This window comes from Pseudoalteromonas rubra (assembly GCF_001482385.1).
GTDB lineage: Bacteria > Pseudomonadota > Gammaproteobacteria > Enterobacterales > Alteromonadaceae > Pseudoalteromonas > Pseudoalteromonas ardens.
In genome coordinates this window covers 1,252,105-1,268,963 of sequence record NZ_CP013612.1, presented here as the reverse complement: position 1 = coordinate 1,268,963, position 16,859 = coordinate 1,252,105, and the positions used below count along the sequence as shown (strand labels likewise).

The window sequence follows — 16,859 nt, the reverse complement described above, 5'->3', positions numbered from 1 at the left end:
ATTATATGAGCTTTGGCTATGATATAGTCACGAAGTAACGTTAAAGCCTAAAAGTCAATGAGCAGTAACAAGCGGCCAGCCGGTATGTGAGCCATAGAAGTTAGTCACACATTTCTCATAATCGCCTTCAACAAGCGCAGAGTAAGCAGTCTGATAACCTACCAGCTTACATTCAAATGAGAATCCACCTGGGCGATCGGCGTAGTACTCCCAGTTTGCCTCCCAGTTGGTGTAAAGCACTTCGCCGGCACCATCCAGATTCAAACTGCCAAAGGGTGTTTGTTGCCAGCAGGTGTTTTCCTCATCACTTTCTACCGGAATGTTGTAATAGTGAGACAAGCCCTCCCAGTAGCGAATACGATTGACTGGCGGGCAATATCTTCATTGAGCACCCGCATAAACCAGCTGATGCTCGCAAGCCGGAGCCTGAATTTAGCAATATCACCTGCCAGCATGCTGTATTCGGATACGCTCAGCTCATCACCACTAATGAACTTGTGCGTCAACCAGTTGCCTTTAAACAGTTTATGCCAGCGAAGAACGATTGCTTTATCTGATAACCTTTGTGCTTTCTTATCATCCACATACAACACAATATGCGTATGATTGCTCATAACCGCATAGCCACACACATCAATGCAAAACACCTTCGCAAGGGTCAGTAATTTTTCCTCAACCCAGTCTCGCCGATGTTCATATGACTTGCCCGTGAGGCGATCTTTGCCGCACAGAAATGCCCGGCGGACACACCGGGATATGCAGTGATAGTATTTGGTATCCGATAGGCTAACCTGCCGCTTCCTTGCCGTTGGCATAGTCCATTATCCTCAATCCATTGAGTGTGATCTAAAGATAGCTGACGTGACCCTATGTATCGTGCACATGGTGCGTAACTCATTGAAATACGTGTCATGGAAAGACTACAAAGCAGTCACGGCAGACTTGAAGCGGGTGTACCGTTCATCAACAGAAGATGAAGCCTTGCTTGAACTGGAGCGATTTAGCGATATCTGGGACGACCAGTACCCACAAATTGCAAAATCATGGCGTAATCGCTGGCAGAACCTCAATACGCTGTTCAACTACCCTGAGGATATTCGCAAAGCCATCTATACAACCAACGCCATTGAATCACTCAACAGTGTTATCAGGAAGGCTATCAAAAAACGGAAAATCTTCCCCAGCGACGATTCAGCCAAAAAGATGGTTTACTTAGCAGTCAAAGATGTCAGCAAAAAATGGAAGATGCCCATTCAAAACTGGCGTCAAGCAATGAGTCGCTTTATTATTGAATTCGAGGAGCGCCTCGAAAAGCACATTAAATAAACGGCAGTTACACAGAATCTGTTACAGGGTCGATTATAACTTCGCTCTAGTTGCCATTATGTATCTCAATAGAAAATACCGGAGTTATCTATTGAGATACATAGTCATGATTAGCTAAAGCCCCAAGGCTAGCACAAGGTCTTTTGCTGCATAATGTATCAGTCAGTTAATCTAATACTAGGCCGACCAGGCATTATTGTGCCGCAGGCACTAGCTCCCAGGGGCCTGTCCCGTTTGGCTCGTCACCACGAGTCCACCACTTAGCAACATAGACTTTGCCGTTAAAGCTGGCTTTATCGCCTTGCAAGTAGACCTTATTTGCTTCCCACGCAGCGACATTGTCTACCGGTGGTTTATCATCCGGTGGCGGCAGGTTGTCAACGACAGTGACAACCGGCCAGCCGGTATGTGAGCCATAGAAGTTGGTTACACATTTCTCATAATCGCCTTCAACAAGCGCAGAGTAAGCAGTCTGATAACCTACCAGCTTACATTCAAATGAGAATCCACCTGGGCGATCGGCGTAGTACTCCCAGTTTGCCTCCCAGTTGGTGTAAAGCACTTCGCCGGCACCATCCAGATTCAAACTGCCAAAGGGTGTTTGTTGCCAGCAGGTGTTTTCCTCATCACTTTCTACCGGAATGTTGTAATAGTGAGACAAGCCCTCCCAGTAGCGAATACGATTAACTGGCTGGCCTTTGTTTCTGTTATGCTCGCCACACTCGATACCACCATTGATGACGTTAATTGTGGTACCAAAGCCATAACCAATGCCGGCATTCAGCTCAGTTTGAGACGGTACCCAGGTACGGTCAATCACGTGCAACATTGCCGGTTTTGGGGCCTGAGGCGTCAGGAAAAACCAAATAGCAGAAGCCAGGTTTAGCCAGGAGTCAGCAACCAAAGCAGGGTTATTCAGCAATACGGTCGCGTCACCGTCGAACATTGCCTCAGAGAACATGCCATAGTTAAAGTGGTAAGATAGCTGTTTGGCACCACGACCGAAGTAACCCTGCCCATCAGCGCAGGGCCAGCGACGGTTTTGCCAGTCATTTTGACCGCACCCTGTAGTGTAACCGGGTTGACCTTCTGACCAGCCCATTTCGCGCACATGTACCAGCGCCTGCTGCCACTCTTCCAGCCGTAACGGGTTGTCTGACACATTGTCTTTCGAAATATGGCCACCCGTTTCCTGAGCAAAATGTGCAAATGCGGTAACTATAGACTTTTTACAAATAGCATCCGCATTACGGCCGTCTGTGTAATCACCACAAAAAGCAGGAAACTTACCAATTGCGCGTAAAAAGCGTGTATAGGTGTATTCAGGTGCCGCCATTTGGGTCAAAAAATCCCACTCACTTTGACCAAATACACGCTCTACACGTTTTACATTATCGGGGTTGCTGGCCGCACCCGGAACAATAGCATCAACAATGGCATTGCTGCGTGTTTGTAATGCTTTTGCCCAGACCGCATACATAGGGTTAGCAGTCAGCGTTGACTCGGCAGCCTGAAGGCCTGCACGGTCGAGTAAATAAGCACCGGAATTGTTCGGATCAGGCTGTACATTGAGGGCCAAAGCGGGCGCACTAAGACCCCCGATCACTGCCAGACTGACAAAGTTTAGTTTATTCATAAGACATCCTTTACATGTTGTTGTGTTGTGGGACACTCTGCGAGCACCCCGATTTCGCTTATTATCGTTGTTGTAAACAGCCTGCCAAAAAAGATCATTGCAACATCTACATCAGACATACTGTTGTCACAATTATTACCAAGATGACATCGCTGTCAATAATAGTTGAACATAAAACACACTAATTTCGTACCTATTTTGTGCAAGTATTTTTGAACAGCTTTGTTTTCAATTAAGAAATGCTGCAGAATGACAACTTTGTAAATGACACTTGGCAATCGCATATGATCTCAATCCTCCCACTCAACTCAACGCATTACCCGGCAGTGATCGAGCTCGGTAACCTGGTCCACGGAGAGAATTACCTTGATCTGGACGGCATCAAAATGATGCATCAACGAGGTACTCAACATGGTCTGAACGCCTCTTTTGTGGCTGTTGACGAGTTACACAGAGTTGTTGGATTCAGAACCTCTTACAGCGCTGGCCAGTGGCCAATTGACAAATGGTGTTCAACAACACTCTGGCCAGTAGACCCAATGCAGATGGCGTACTTTAAATGCATTGCAATTCACCCGGATGCACAGGGACAGGGGATTGGACCTAAGTTACTCAAAGCGTCTGTTGAAGTGCTGAAACAACAGGGAGCCAAAGCGGGTGTATCTCATCTGTGGATGCAAAGCCCAGGCAATGGTGCTGTAAAATACTTCTCCAAATCCGGGGGCAAGCTCGTCAAAGCACACGATGATCGCTGGCTGGATCTCTCCCTGCACGAAGGGTATTGCTGTCCAGTCTGTGGTAACGAGTGTCATTGTCAGGCAGCCGAAATGGTACTGGAGTTCTGATGCACACTTTTGATCCACTCCATGCTCCCCATTGCCAGGGACAAGCATTCGCCCCCAGCTACTGGGCCGCAACTCAACCTCTGCCAATCGCAAACTCGGCGCCACAGACTTCTGAGCATTTCGATGTGGCCATCATCGGTGGTGGCTTTAGTGGCTTGTTGAGCGCTTACTATCTGGCCCATACCTATCAACAGAAGGTATGTGTGCTTGAAGCCAATCAGGTTGGCTTCGGGGCAAGCGCCCGAAATGCAGGATTTGCGCTACCAGCCTCGGGGCGACTTGGCTATGCTGATTATGCAAAACGCTGGGGTATAGATGTCAGCCGCGGCATTTATGAAGAGTTTCAGGGCGGGGTGAACAGGGTCCGATCGCTGATTGAAACACACCAGATTGACTGCGATGCACAAGCATCAGGCTATCTTAAAATTGCACATAATGCTCAGGCTTATAATAACTTACAAAGCGCTGCAAAGTTTATCTCAGATAATTTTGGCAATGACGCGAGCCAGCTGCTCAGCCGCGATGCACTTGAAACTCAATTCATGCTAAATCACCATGCTCATGGTGCCATGCGCTACGAAAATGGCTTTGGATTACACCCGCTCAAACTGCTACTGGGTTACCGCGACATGGCCATCCAGGCTGGGGTTACGTTATTCGAGCACAGTCTTGCCAGTGAAGTTAAACATGGCCAACGCCACCAGCTGAGTGTTAACGATCAAACCATCAGCGCTGATAAGCTGTTGTACACAGGTAACGCATACAACAATAAACACAGCCACCCATTGATTGACAACCGATACCTGCCGATCCTAAGCAGTATCTTTGTGACACGGCCACTGTGCAATGACGAGCTGACACAAACAGGCCTGAAAACTCATCAGGTCGTCATGGATACCCGCAGACTTAAATATTACTACCGGTTATTGCCAGATAATCGACTGTTATTTGGTGGCCGAGGTGCTGTTTTCGCCAAAGATCAGCATAAAACCAAATACCTTACTCATCTTAAATCGGCTCTTGCAGAGTGCTTTCCTTGCCTCAAAGATATAGCACACGACTATTACTGGCACGGCTATATCGCTGCAGCACTGGATGATATGCCGCACGTCTTTTTTGAGGGCAATGTCGGATATATTTTGGGTTATTGTGGTTCAGGGGTGTCATTTAGCTCACAAGCCGGCTACCGACTGGCGCAACTGACCATGAAGGATAAAGTACCTGACTTACCGCTTTATCAGCGGCCTTTACCCAAAATCCCCTTTCCACAACTCCGCCGTTTTGGCCAGCTCGGTTACTATCACCTGGCGCAAATTCAGGACAAGTTTTCGTAAAGCGCAACAGGTACAGGGTCTACCAGGGAATGGCAAGTCCCTGGTAATCATAAAATCCACCACTTTGCGCTTCGTGAAGTTCATCCAGCACTTGTTTGAGCCCGTGTGCAGACTCTTCGACTGAAATCAGCGCGTTAGGGCCACCCATATCGGTTTTTACCCAGCCTGGGTGCAGTGCTACCGTTTTGATCCCTTCAGGCAACAGGTCATTTGACAGGCTCTTTACTACTGAGTTTAAAGCTGCTTTCGAGCTACGATATATGTAACCGCCCCCTTTGGTGTTATTCGTCATGCTGCCAACTTTGGATGACAACACAGCAAATGTTTTTCCTTCACCTAGCTTTAGGTGCGCGCTAAACGCCTCGGCCAGCTTCAGAGGTGCGATTACATTGACTTCCATCACATGCTTCCACTGCTCGACATCACAGTCACCAAAGGCATAGCCCTTTGGGCCATAAACCCCGGCATTATTGATGACTAAATCAATGGGCGTTTCACTGAGCGATTTCGCCAGTTTATTCATCTGCTCATATTGGGTAACGTCCAGCGCAAATATCTGCAAATGGCTAAATTGCTGCTCAAGTTGCCACAATGTCTCAGCCGATTGCGGCGTCCTGCAACTTGCCAGTACTCGCCAGCCCTGCTCAAGATAAAGCTTTACGAGCGCAAGCCCGATCCCCCGATTTGCACCTGTGATAAAAAGTGTGTTCATAAGTTTATTTCAGCCTTTAACTAACGCCTCACAGACCATTATATATGGTTCGCGCTCGCAGGGACCACCTACTTTGTTAACCATGACAAGGCTTGCGTTTTTTCCTCAAAATAACGTGACTCACCTGCAACAAACCAATTACCCACTTTGGCCGCAAATTTTTGCCAGCGACTGTTACCCAGCACCGCAATCTTGTAAAAGTCATGGCTGTGATTCAGTGCGAGTGCGATATCGTCCCAGGCTGCATGGAGGTCCCAGCCCTTAAACTCAGTGACATCCACCAACACCCTGATTTTCTGGCCAACAGCCGCTCTCAATGCACTATCTATCACAGCTTTAATGGCCATATAATCAGCGTGACTGACCTTACCCAGTGCCTTAAAACTCATTAACAGATCGCCATTTAAGCGTTCAGTATCTACGGAGATTGAATGAAAGCGTTCCATGGCAGTCTCAGTTAAGAAGGTGGGTTGTACTAATCCAAATTAGCAGACAGGTTAACAAAAAAGCAAAAAATAAACGTAAATTACGCAATTGTATCGGTGTTTTAATGAAACGGTGCAATACGCCGCCAAGCATCAGCCAAAGGCTATCCACGACAATAGCAATGATAAAGCAGGTGCTCGCTGCCAATATCGCCCCCATCACCGGGGTGACATCAGGCACACTGTTATTAGCAAAAATAGCAATGCAGGCAGCGTAAGCCTTAGGGTTTAACAGGTTCAAAATAAACCCATCCCGAAACCCCACTTCACTGCCCGCAATATCTGACAGACCGCTATGATTGTTTGCGATTTTATACGCGACGTAAAACAAGTAAACAATGGCCACTATCTGACATACCGCGCTGAGATTGGGATAACTCAACAATAGGGCGCCCAGACCTGTCGCAGCCGCAATAATAGCAACCAGCAAGCCCAGCAGAATCCCAGATAGAAATGGCACACCACCGCGAGCACCAGAGCTGGCTCCAACCGCAGCCAGTGCCAATGGAGCGGGTCCGGGAGAACCAAGTAACAAGGCCGTTGTCAGGGCTATTGAAAATATCGCTTCATACATATTCTTCGTTCCTTAAAAATCAGCCCGGATAAACCGGGCTGAAGTACATCATTAAACTTGTTCCTGCGGGACCCTGACATGCCCCTCCATAACCACCCTGGCGCTACGACTCATCACCGCTTTCTTTGCCAACCAGCGGCCATTCACTTGCTCTGCTTCAGCCCCCACTTTTAGCGTGCCTGAAGGATGACCAAAAGTAACACTATTACGCTCGCCACCGCCTGCTGCCAAATTTACCAGCGTGCCTGGAATGGCTGCGGCTGTGGCAATCGCAACGGCCGCAGTCCCCATCATGGCATGGTGCAACTTGCCCATCGATAAGGCACGAACAGACAAGTCGATATCCTGCTCTGAAATCGCTTTACCACTGGATGCGGTATACGCTTTGGCACCGCATACAAACGCAATTTTAGGCGTATGCTGACGTATTTTAGCTTCGTCAATGTGCTCAATCAGACCCATCTTAACGGCGCCATAAGCGCGGATTTTTTCAAAACGTGCCAATGCAGCAGCATCACCATTGATGGCTTCTTGCAGCTCCACTCCGGTGTAACCCAGATCCTCCGCGCGGAAAAACAAGGTGGGGATCCCGGCATTAATCATAGTAACGTCGAAAGTACCTACATCCGGCACTTCCAGCTGATCGACCAAGTTGCCGCTGGGGAACATATCGGCATCTGCATCTGCCGGATCAATAAACTCCACCACCACTTCTGCGGCAGGAAAGGTTACGCCATCCAGCTCAAAATCACCGCTTTCCTGAACTTCGCCATTGCGCATAGGAATATGCGCAATAATGGATTTTTCTATGTTTGCTTGCCAGATCCGCACTACAGCTATGCCGTTTTCAGGGACTCGGCTGGCATCGACCAAACCATTGCTGATCGCAAATGCCCCCACTGCGGCGGTCAAATTTCCGCAATTACCACTCCAGTCAATGAAAGGTTTGTCTATGGCGACCTGACCAAATAAATAGTCGACATCATGGTCCGCTTTATTACTTTTAGACAAGATCACGGTTTTACTGGTGCTAGAAGTTGCACCACCCATCCCGTCCGTTTGTTTACCATAAGGATCCGGGCTGCCAATTACTCGCAGTAACAGCTTATCGCGTGCCTCACCGGCAACCTGTGCAGCTTTCGGCAGATCACTGAGATTAAAAAACACGCCTTTAGAGGTGCCACCACGCATATAAGTCGCAGGCACACGTAGTTGAGGTTTGAAAGTCATCATTTTCTTCCTAAATAGCAGCGCGGGCACACACAGCGAGTGCCCCCTGCTCAGATAAGCTCCACAGTGGCAGTGGAGCGAGAACGGAATTGTTTATGCGTTTGCTTCCAGAAAATCTTTGGCAAAGCGTTGAAGTACACCACCGGCTTCGTAAATAGACACTTCTTCTTCTGTATCAAGACGACACAACACCGGTACTTCGATCTGTACGCCATTGCTACGATGGATGATCAGGTTCAACGTTGCGCCTGGAGTGCGCGTGCCTTCCACATCATATGTTTCAGTACCATCCAGCTCCAGCGTTTTACGCGTTGTGCCATTTAGGAACTCCAGCGGTAACACACCCATCCCGATCAGATTGGTACGGTGAATACGCTCAAAGCCCTCGGCCACAATCACTTCTACACCCGCTAAACGCACGCCTTTAGCTGCCCAGTCGCGAGACGAGCCCTGACCATAGTCTGCTCCCGCCACAATGATCAGCGGCTGCTTGCGATCCATATAGGTTTCGATAGCTTCCCACATACGGGTTACTTTGCCTTCAGGTTCAAGGCGCGCCAAAGAGCCCTGCTGCACTTCACCGTTTTCCGTCACCATTTCGTTTAGCAACTTAGGGTTGGCAAAGGTTGCACGCTGTGCCGTCAGGTGATCACCGCGGTGCGTTGCATACGAGTTAAAGTCTTCTTCTGGCAGACCCATTTTCGCCAGATACTCACCGGCAGCGCTGGATGCCAAAATTGCATTCGACGGAGACAGGTGATCTGTGGTGATGTTATCACCCAGAATCGCAAGCGGTCGCATGCCTTTCATCGTGCGCTCACCCGCTAATGCGCCTTCCCAGTAGGGCGGACGACGGATATAGGTACTCATCTCACGCCACTGATAAAGCGGGTCGTTTTCTTCACCATAGTCAACGCTCAGGTCAAACATAGGTTCGTAAACGGCACGGAATTGCTCCGGCTTCACACTCTGTGCGATTACTGCGTCTATCTCTTCATCGCTCGGCCAGATGTCTTTTAAAGTAATCGGATTACCATCCTGATCATTGCCTAAAACACCGTTTTCAATATCGAAGCGGACCGAGCCCGCGATAGCATAGGCTACAACCAACGGTGGTGATGCCAGGAAAGCCTGTTTCGCATAAGGATGGATTCGGCCATCAAAGTTCCGGTTACCGGATAGCACAGCGGTGGAGTACAGATCGCGATCAATCACTTCCTGCTGAATTTTTGGATCCAGTGCGCCACTCATGCCATTACAGGTAGTACAGGCAAATGCAACGATACCAAAGCCTAACCGCTCCAGTTCAGGCAGTAACTGCGCTTCTTCCATGTAAGAACGAACCGCTTTTGAGCCCGGCGCAAATGACGTTTTGACCCAAGGCTTGCGACTCAGGCCCAGTTTATTCGCATTACGTGCCAGCAGTCCGGCTGCGACTACGTTACGCGGGTTACTGGTGTTGGTACAGCTGGTGATGGCTGCAATGATCACCGCACCGTCTGGCATTTCGCCTTCACGCTGTTCATAGTCAGCCACAATACCTTGCTTGGCCAGATCTGCCGTGGCGACTCGCCGGTGTGGGTTGGATGGACCAGCCAGATTGCGGCCAACTGATGATAAATCAAATTTCAGCACCCGCTCGTACTGTGCACCGGTCATAGCATCAGCCCACAAGCCTGTATGTTTTGCATATTGCTCGACGAGTTTGATCTGCTCATCATCCCGACCCGTTAAACGCAGGTAGTCGATGGTTTGCTGATCGATATAGAACATGGCTGCCGTTGCGCCATATTCCGGTGTCATGTTGGAAATAGTCGCTCGGTCACCCAAAGACAGACCATCACAGCCTTCGCCGAAGAACTCCAGGTAAGAGGAAACCACACGTTCCTGGCGCAAGAACTCTGTGATCGCCAGCACGATATCTGTCGCAGTGATCCCCGGCTGACGCTTGCCAACCAGCTCGACACCTACGATATCCGGCAAACGCATATATGAGGCTCGTCCCAGCATGACGCTCTCAGCCTCAAGGCCACCCACACCTACCGCAATCACGCCCAGCGCATCAACATGTGGCGTATGGCTGTCGGTACCAACCAGGGTATCTGGAAATGCCACGCCATCACGCGCCTGGATAACCGGCGACATCTTCTCCAAGTTTATCTGGTGTAAAATACCATTGCCTGGCGGGATCACGTCGACATTTTTAAATGCAGTTTTGGTCCAGTTAATAAAGTGGAAACGATCGTCATTACGTCGGTCTTCAATCGCCCGGTTTTTCTCAAAGGCATTCTCTTCGTAGCCCGCGTGCTCAACCGCCAAACTGTGATCAACAATAAGCTGAGTCGGGACTACGGGGTTTACTTTAGCCGGATCGCCGCCTTTTTCTGCTATGGCATCGCGCAGACCAGCAAGGTCCACCAGTGCAGTCTGGCCAAGGATGTCATGGCAAACCACGCGCGCCGGAAACCAGGGGAAATCCAGATCGCGACGACGTTCGATAATTTGAGTCAGGTAATCGTTGAGTTTTTCAGGCTCAGCGCGGCGTACCAGGTTTTCTGCTAACACTTTAGAGGTATAAGGCAAGCCATCATAAGCACCCGGCTTAATGGCTTCGACCGCTTCGCGGGTGTCGTAATAACACAACGAAGAGTCAGGTAATTTTTTGCGAAATTGGCTGTTCATAACTACTTCCAGAATTGCTCGTTGGCTCAATGGCACAGATCTTTATAATTGTTGTAGACGATCTGTGCCATTAGGTGACGTGAAATGTTGATTTAGAGATTAACGCTCAGACATAGGCGGAACCGGACGTAGCTCCTCCCCCGTGTAATCCGCTGACGGGCGGATGATACGGTTGTCTGCTCTTTGCTCCATGACATGACCTGCCCACCCTGTTAATCGTGACATCACGAAAATAGGTGTAAACAGCTTGGTTGGGATCTTCATGAAATGATAGGCCGATGCGTGGAAGAAATCCGCGTTACAGAACAGCTTTTTCTCACGCCACATGACCGCTTCACAGCGTACAGAAACAGGATAAAGAACTGTGTCACCTACATCTGCGGCAAGTTTTTCTGACCACTGCTTGATGATTTCGTTACGCGGATCTGACTCCGAGTAGATAGCGTGCCCAAAGCCCATGATCTTCTCTTTACGCTCAAGCATGCCCATCATTTCCTGCTCTGCGTGATCAGCAGATTCGAAGCGCTCAATCATTTCCATCGCCGCTTCATTTGCACCACCGTGCAAAGGACCACGCAATGAACCAATTGCACCTGTAATACAAGAGTGCATGTCTGACAGGGTAGACGCACAAACACGCGCTGTGAAGGTAGACGCGTTGAACTCATGCTCTGCGTATAGGATCAGAGAAACATGCATAACACGCTCATGTAATTCGTTTGGCTTCTCACCATGCAGCATGTGCAGGAAGTGCGCGCCGATTGAATCGTCATCCGTTTCAACGTCAATGCGAACGCCATCATGGCTAAAGCGATACCAGTAACAGATGATGCTTGGGAAACATGCCAACATACGATCAGTAATCGCCAGCTGCTGTTCAAAGTTGTGCTCACCTTCTAAGTTACCCAACATAGAGCAACCTGTACGTAATACGTCCATTGGGTGTGCGTCAGCCGGAATACGCTCTAGTACTTCTTTAAGCGCCTGTGGCAGACCACGCTGAGATTTCAGCAAAGCTTTGTAGCCGTCCAGCTCCTGTTGATTCGGTAGCTTGCCTTTTAGGATCAGATACGCGACTTCTTCAAACTGACAATGCTCTGCCAGGTCTTTCACGTCGTAACCTCGGTAGGTCAGGCCGGAACCCGAAACACCCACTGTCGACAGCGCAGTTTTACCTGCAACCTGACCGCGAAGGCCTGCACCGCTTAATACTTTAGCCATTTTGTTATCTCCTGAATTTTTACCTGCTGGTTAATTTCATTTTAAGAAAGGCCACATATCAGCGGCACTTACTCAATATCCTTTGTGTCTTTTATTTATTTTTACCCTGGGCAAATAATCCATCGAGCTTTTGTTCATACTCGTGGTAGCCGAGGTAGTCATACAAGTCCATACGAGTTTGCATGTTATCTATGACGGCTTTCTGATCGCCGTTTTCTAAGATGGACTGATACACCATTTCTGCTGCTTTGTTCATAGCACGGAAAGCACTCAACGGGTAAAGCACCATATCAACGCCCCACTCGCCCAGCTCTTGTTTATTCCACAACTCGGTTTTACCGAATTCCGTGATGTTTGCGAGAATAGGCACATCCAGCGCCTCTGAAAACGCGCGATAGTGCTCTTCTGTCTGAACGGCTTCGGCAAAAATGCCATCTGCACCGGCTGCAACATACGCTTTAGCGCGTTCAATGGCGGCTTCCAGACCTTCCTGTGCAAACGCATCAGTACGGGCCATGATGAAGAAATCTGGATCGGTGCGTGCGTCAACGGCAGCTTTGATCCGGTCAACCATTTCCTCAGTCGAGACAATCTCTTTGTTTGGACGGTGACCACAGCGTTTTTGCGCAACCTGATCTTCCAGGTGCACAGCTGCTGCACCAGCTTTTTGCATTTCCTGAATGGTTTTAGCAATATTAAACGCCCCACCCCAGCCGGTGTCGATATCAACCATTAGAGGTAAGTCACAGGCTGAAGTGATACGCTGTACATCAGCAATCACATCATTCAAAGACGTAATACCTAAATCAGGCAGGCCATAAGAGGCATTGGCTACGCCACCACCTGAGAGGTAAATCGCCTGATGGCCAATTTTCTTGGCCATAATTGCGCTATAGGCATTGATGGTGCCAACAATCTGAAGCGGCTGATTGGCTTTTAGCGCGTCGCGGAATTTTTTACCTGCGCTGATGATCCCTGTACTCATAAGTGTGTCTCCCCAATTATTACTGATGCTGTTTGGTTAACTTGGTGGCAATGTTATTTTTAGAATATTGAATATGGCGACGCATTAGCATTTCTGCCAGTTCGGCATCGCGATTCGCGATAGCGCGCACTATGTGTTTATGCTCGTCGTAGGCGGTGGTTACGCGCGGCCCGGCCATGCCGAGCTGCACCCGATACATACGTGCCAGGTGATATATGCCGTTACTCAGCATGGCAATAAGCTGCTGATTCTGACTACCCACAATGATGCGGTAATGAAAATCCAGGTCGCCGGCTTCCTGGTAGTAAGATTCGCCGCCCTTCACTTCGTCGAACTGCTCATTCAACAGGCTGTTTAGTTTAGCGACTTCATCATCTGGCATGTGTTGTGCTGCCAGACGCGCGGCCATACCTTCAAGCGCTTCACGTACCTGATACAATTCCATCAGGCCTTCTTCACTTAACGACACCACTCTGGCACCCACATTCGGACGACGTTCAACGAGATGACACGCTTCAAGGCGGTTTATCGCTTCTCGTACAACAGCACGGCTTACCTCATACTTTGTCGACAATTCCATTTCACTCAGTTTAGAGCCAGCTGGAATATCACCTTCAACAATCTCTTTTCTAAGCCGGAAAAATGCTTTGTCAGAAGCAGTTACGGCACTTTCATGCATAAAGCTCATTATGTCTTGCCTTCCGGTCTTGATAAAAGTTGTAGACAATATAGTGCTGCTTTACGTTTACGTCAACCTGTTCCGGAACAGATTGTCGACAATTTACAATATAGGGGATATTCATGAAGTTTATGGCTGTTCATCGCGACTCTGACAGACGTCTTGAATAAGCAGACAAGGTGAAAGACGCCAAACAGTACCGGCTAACCGTACCCAGGAATGATATGACCGCTCAGCTATTAAAGACTCTGACTTTAAGTTTTTCGGGACCTTAGAGGTTCAATAATCCTACTTTTTACTGGCAGCGAGCTAAGTAAACCGATTAAGAACGACCCATACTATATCCACACAATTACGACTGTTACTAAAGAATGTTTTTTCTACACCCCGGAATTAGTTGAACCAAAAAAGAGCCTGGTGATGCCATCGATGACTAACAACTTAACCTTGGTAGAGGCACCAATGTTCGTACGTAATTTTCAGCTGCAAACTTGACCCTTTTCGGTGCGCGCCAAAAAAAATTCAATAAAAGCTTTTAAAGCTGGTTTCATCAGTTTTTTCGAAGGATAAACCAAATACAAATCTAATGGTGCCGGGTTATAGCTTTCCATAACCAACACAAGATCACCATTATCTAGACCTTGTTGCACCATATATTTAGGTAGTTGAACTATGCCTTTACCTAATGAGGAAAATTTTGCCGCCATATTAGGCTTATTAACTCTAATACTACCTTTAATTTGTATGTGCTTTTCCTTACCACTGTCGAGATAACGCCATCGTGTATTGCCTTCATCTTTGGTTTCAACAATACACTTATGATTAACCAGTTCTAATGGGGACTCAGGTAATCCAAATTTATTTATATAATCAGGACTTGCAACAAATACCACTTCCAAAGAACTGTATTTTCTAGCTATCAAACTAGAGTCGACAAGCTTACCTGCGCGAATAGCAACATCAATACCTTCATCAATCAAATTGACACGTCGGTTAAACATCAGCCAGGATACATTTACAGCTGGGTATGTTTCACAAAATTCTGACAAAATGTTACTCAGCCCCATACCTTCAGAATGAAATGGAGAAGAAACGGTAATGTCTCCTGCGATCACTTGTGATTTTTGCAAAGACAGCTGCTGTAAATTATCAAGTTGTTCGATAATCCCTCTAAGTTCGCGTAACAAAATTTGCCCCTGCTCGCTTAGCTGCATCGTTCGGGTTGTACGGTAAAGTAATTGGCAACCAAAGTGCTCTTCCAGCTCAGTTACCTGGCGACTGACTGCTGACACCGCAATGTTAAGATGATTTGCCGTTGCGCTGAAACTCCCCTTGTCAGCGACTGAGATAAAAGTTCGGATAGATTTAATCAGGTCCATTTTTCTCCTCTGAAGAAAAATGATTTCTTTATAGAGCCATTTTTCCATTATCAACAAAGATATAGACTGAAGCAACCGTCAATACCAACATCTATAAGGAATTAATTTGTACTCGTCTAACTTAAGAAACGCTGCATTACTCGGATTAATGAGTCTGTTTTGTCAGACTTCAGTGGCGGCAGACTCCTCATACATTAAAAAACTGAAATCCCATTATCAACAAGTTGAACAGCTATCTCGCCTTGCTTATAAAGTTGAATTTCACAGCAATGCACCGCATCAAAGTTATGACTTTCGTAAACCCGACACCATAGTTAACCACTACAGTATCGAGATCGACAGAGACCGAAATCAATACTTTGAGCACTTTAAACGTCATAACCCTGGCAACTTCGTCTTTGAATTCATTTCAGTGATTAATAAACAGCAGGCTTTTAGATACGACGTAAATGGATTCGTTTATGGCAAAGAGCTAAGAGCATATACCAATACGATGGCCGATGAGTATGAAGCGATATCAGAACAGATAAATTTATTCGCGGCTTATGAGTTCCTCCATAAGAAGAAGTCTCCTATTAGAGAACTTCACATTGGTAATAGTGTTAGTCTTTCCTATCAAGATACAAACCAGCACACCGTAAGCTTGCTGTTTGATAAAAATTCGATGCAGCTTACGGAAATAGTCAATACTGAAGATGACAGTAAGTATGTATTTTCAGAGCCTAGGCCTATTGACGGTATGAACTACGCCAGCCAAGTAAAGGTTTACAATCAGGGGAAATATCGCCACACCATAGCCATTCAATCGTTACATAGAATTAGTCGAATAGACCCCAAAAAATTGACGAAACCAACTGGCTATGAATTTATAGAGTCAGATAAGAATAAAACACTTGCCCTTAGCAAAATCCATAAGGATATCTTTCTGGTTAAAGATCTGCAGGGCAGCCGTAATGTAATGGTACAAAAGCATATTACAGGCCTCACAGTGTTTGGTGCCCCTTTAAGTGATAAAGCATCAGAGCAAGTATTAGCTTTGATTGATGAAAAATTTAACAACCTGCCTGTAACCCATGTGTATATAAGTCATGCACACGGTGACCACATTGCCGGGTTAGCGCCCTATGTTAATAGAGGAGCAACCATTATTGCCGATGACCATACGATAGAGGCGATTAAGTCTTTCCCCAAATTTACGAACAACATATCCAATTTAAAATTTAAAAAGATCAAAAGTAACGAGGTGTTTCAAGGTAATCGCTATTACGTATTGGAAAATACGCATGTGAGAAAGCAGAGCTTTGTGTATTTTAGTGACGCTAAAACAATATATCAGGGCGACTTTCTCGAGATCCCCAGAGACAACTCCATTGCTTCACACATGTCTGATGTAGAAAGAGTCTTTATTGAGTTTTTAATGGATAAAAAAATCCAATATAACCGCATCGTTGGTCATCATAGAAATAGTGACATCAGACCAAATATTGTTAAAGCCTATTACAATAACAACATCTAATGCTAAAAGTTTATTTCATAAAGTGAAATGCCGTAAACATTTGTTTTCCATGAAATACTGCCGAAGAACTGCTTTTGGCTAATTATCGTCCAGATTGGTGTTAAGACGAACCCGCCATTACTTTTCCTAACGAAAAATATAGATGTACAGTCATTAGTACGACTGTGCATCTTTAAACAGAGCTCATAAGTAAAACTTAAAATGCTCAGAGCCTGCTTCATGTCCGAAGTTGCCCGGCGCCACACAGGCTGACAT

At 47.1% G+C, this 16,859-nt stretch carries 13 protein-coding genes and 3 pseudogenes; 4 read left to right on the top strand and 12 right to left on the bottom strand.

Annotated elements, in window-relative coordinates; all coding sequences use genetic code 11:
* Window positions 1-66 precede the first annotated feature (66 nt).
* Window positions 67-369 (bottom strand): annotated as a pseudogene (locus tag AT705_RS24245) (carbohydrate-binding protein); the annotation flags it as partial.
* Window positions 363-815 (bottom strand): annotated as a pseudogene (locus tag AT705_RS24240) (transposase); the annotation flags it as partial. The pseudogenes AT705_RS24240 and AT705_RS24245, both read right to left, overlap by 7 nt.
* Here AT705_RS24240 and AT705_RS24235 point away from each other — a divergent pair.
* A pseudogene (locus AT705_RS24235) lies at window positions 811-1,326 on the top strand (transposase); the annotation flags it as partial. The pseudogenes AT705_RS24240 and AT705_RS24235 sit on opposite strands and share 5 nt — an antisense overlap.
* Before the next feature lie 193 nt (window positions 1,327-1,519).
* On the opposite strand, the gene AT705_RS24230 reads toward AT705_RS24235, so the two are convergent.
* Entirely contained in the window at window positions 1,520-2,962 is a 1,443-nt protein-coding gene (locus tag AT705_RS24230) for a chitinase (protein ID WP_082669139.1), read from the bottom strand.
* A 287-nt stretch (window positions 2,963-3,249) separates the two neighbouring features.
* Here AT705_RS24230 and AT705_RS24225 point away from each other — a divergent pair, with 287 nt between their 5' ends.
* Together AT705_RS24225 and AT705_RS24220 are read left to right on the top strand one after the other, a co-directional pair.
* The gene (locus tag AT705_RS24225) at window positions 3,250-3,807 is read left to right on the top strand and encodes a GNAT family N-acetyltransferase (RefSeq protein WP_058798943.1); all 558 of its coding nucleotides are present in this window, start codon (window positions 3,250-3,252) and stop codon (window positions 3,805-3,807) included.
* Window positions 3,807-5,141 (top strand): NAD(P)/FAD-dependent oxidoreductase, encoded by a 1,335-nt coding sequence (locus AT705_RS24220; RefSeq protein WP_058798869.1) that lies wholly within the window; start codon window positions 3,807-3,809, stop codon window positions 5,139-5,141. The genes AT705_RS24225 and AT705_RS24220 overlap by 1 nt, the downstream gene beginning before the upstream one ends.
* Before the next feature lie 19 nt (window positions 5,142-5,160).
* Here the strand turns inward: AT705_RS24220 and AT705_RS24215 are convergent, their stop codons facing one another.
* The 9 genes from AT705_RS24215 to AT705_RS24175 all read right to left on the bottom strand — a co-directional run bounded on the left by AT705_RS24215 (window position 5,161) and on the right by AT705_RS24175 (window position 15,088).
* A complete protein-coding gene (locus AT705_RS24215) occupies window positions 5,161-5,853 on the bottom strand; it encodes an SDR family oxidoreductase (RefSeq protein WP_058798868.1) in 693 nt (230 codons plus the stop codon).
* A 68-nt stretch (window positions 5,854-5,921) separates the two neighbouring features.
* Window positions 5,922-6,299 carry an STAS/SEC14 domain-containing protein gene (locus AT705_RS24210; protein ID WP_058798867.1) on the bottom strand — a complete coding sequence of 126 codons (378 nt, stop codon included), beginning with the start codon at window positions 6,297-6,299 and terminating at the stop codon, window positions 5,922-5,924.
* A 7-nt stretch (window positions 6,300-6,306) separates the two neighbouring features.
* The gene (locus tag AT705_RS24205) at window positions 6,307-6,912 is read right to left on the bottom strand and encodes a LysE family translocator (RefSeq protein ID WP_058798866.1); all 606 of its coding nucleotides are present in this window, start codon (window positions 6,910-6,912) and stop codon (window positions 6,307-6,309) included.
* 51 nt (window positions 6,913-6,963) lie between these two features.
* On the bottom strand, window positions 6,964-8,145 hold the full coding sequence (gene prpF, locus AT705_RS24200; RefSeq protein WP_058798865.1) for a 2-methylaconitate cis-trans isomerase PrpF: 1,182 nt from the start codon (window positions 8,143-8,145) through the stop codon (window positions 6,964-6,966).
* A 90-nt stretch (window positions 8,146-8,235) separates the two neighbouring features.
* Window positions 8,236-10,824, bottom strand: a complete 2,589-nt coding sequence (gene acnD / locus AT705_RS24195; protein ID WP_058798864.1) for a Fe/S-dependent 2-methylisocitrate dehydratase AcnD — start codon at window positions 10,822-10,824, stop codon at window positions 8,236-8,238.
* Window positions 10,825-10,923: 99 nt separating this feature from the next.
* Window positions 10,924-12,045, bottom strand: coding sequence for a bifunctional 2-methylcitrate synthase/citrate synthase (prpC, locus tag AT705_RS24190; RefSeq protein ID WP_010380134.1), 1,122 nt, complete (start codon window positions 12,043-12,045; stop codon window positions 10,924-10,926).
* A gap of 91 nt (window positions 12,046-12,136) precedes the next feature.
* Window positions 12,137-13,015, bottom strand: a complete 879-nt coding sequence (gene prpB, locus AT705_RS24185) for a methylisocitrate lyase (RefSeq protein ID WP_040644496.1) — start codon at window positions 13,013-13,015, stop codon at window positions 12,137-12,139.
* A gap of 34 nt (window positions 13,016-13,049) precedes the next feature.
* The gene (locus AT705_RS24180) at window positions 13,050-13,718 is read right to left on the bottom strand and encodes a GntR family transcriptional regulator (RefSeq protein ID WP_010380130.1); all 669 of its coding nucleotides are present in this window, start codon (window positions 13,716-13,718) and stop codon (window positions 13,050-13,052) included.
* A 470-nt stretch (window positions 13,719-14,188) separates the two neighbouring features.
* Complete coding sequence (locus AT705_RS24175; protein ID WP_058798863.1) at window positions 14,189-15,088, bottom strand: LysR family transcriptional regulator; 900 nt, start codon at window positions 15,086-15,088, stop codon at window positions 14,189-14,191.
* 106 nt (window positions 15,089-15,194) lie between these two features.
* Between AT705_RS24175 and AT705_RS24170 the strand changes: the two genes are divergently transcribed.
* Window positions 15,195-16,604, top strand: coding sequence for an MBL fold metallo-hydrolase (locus tag AT705_RS24170; protein WP_157576976.1), 1,410 nt, complete (start codon window positions 15,195-15,197; stop codon window positions 16,602-16,604).
* Window positions 16,605-16,859: the final 255 nt, after the last annotated feature.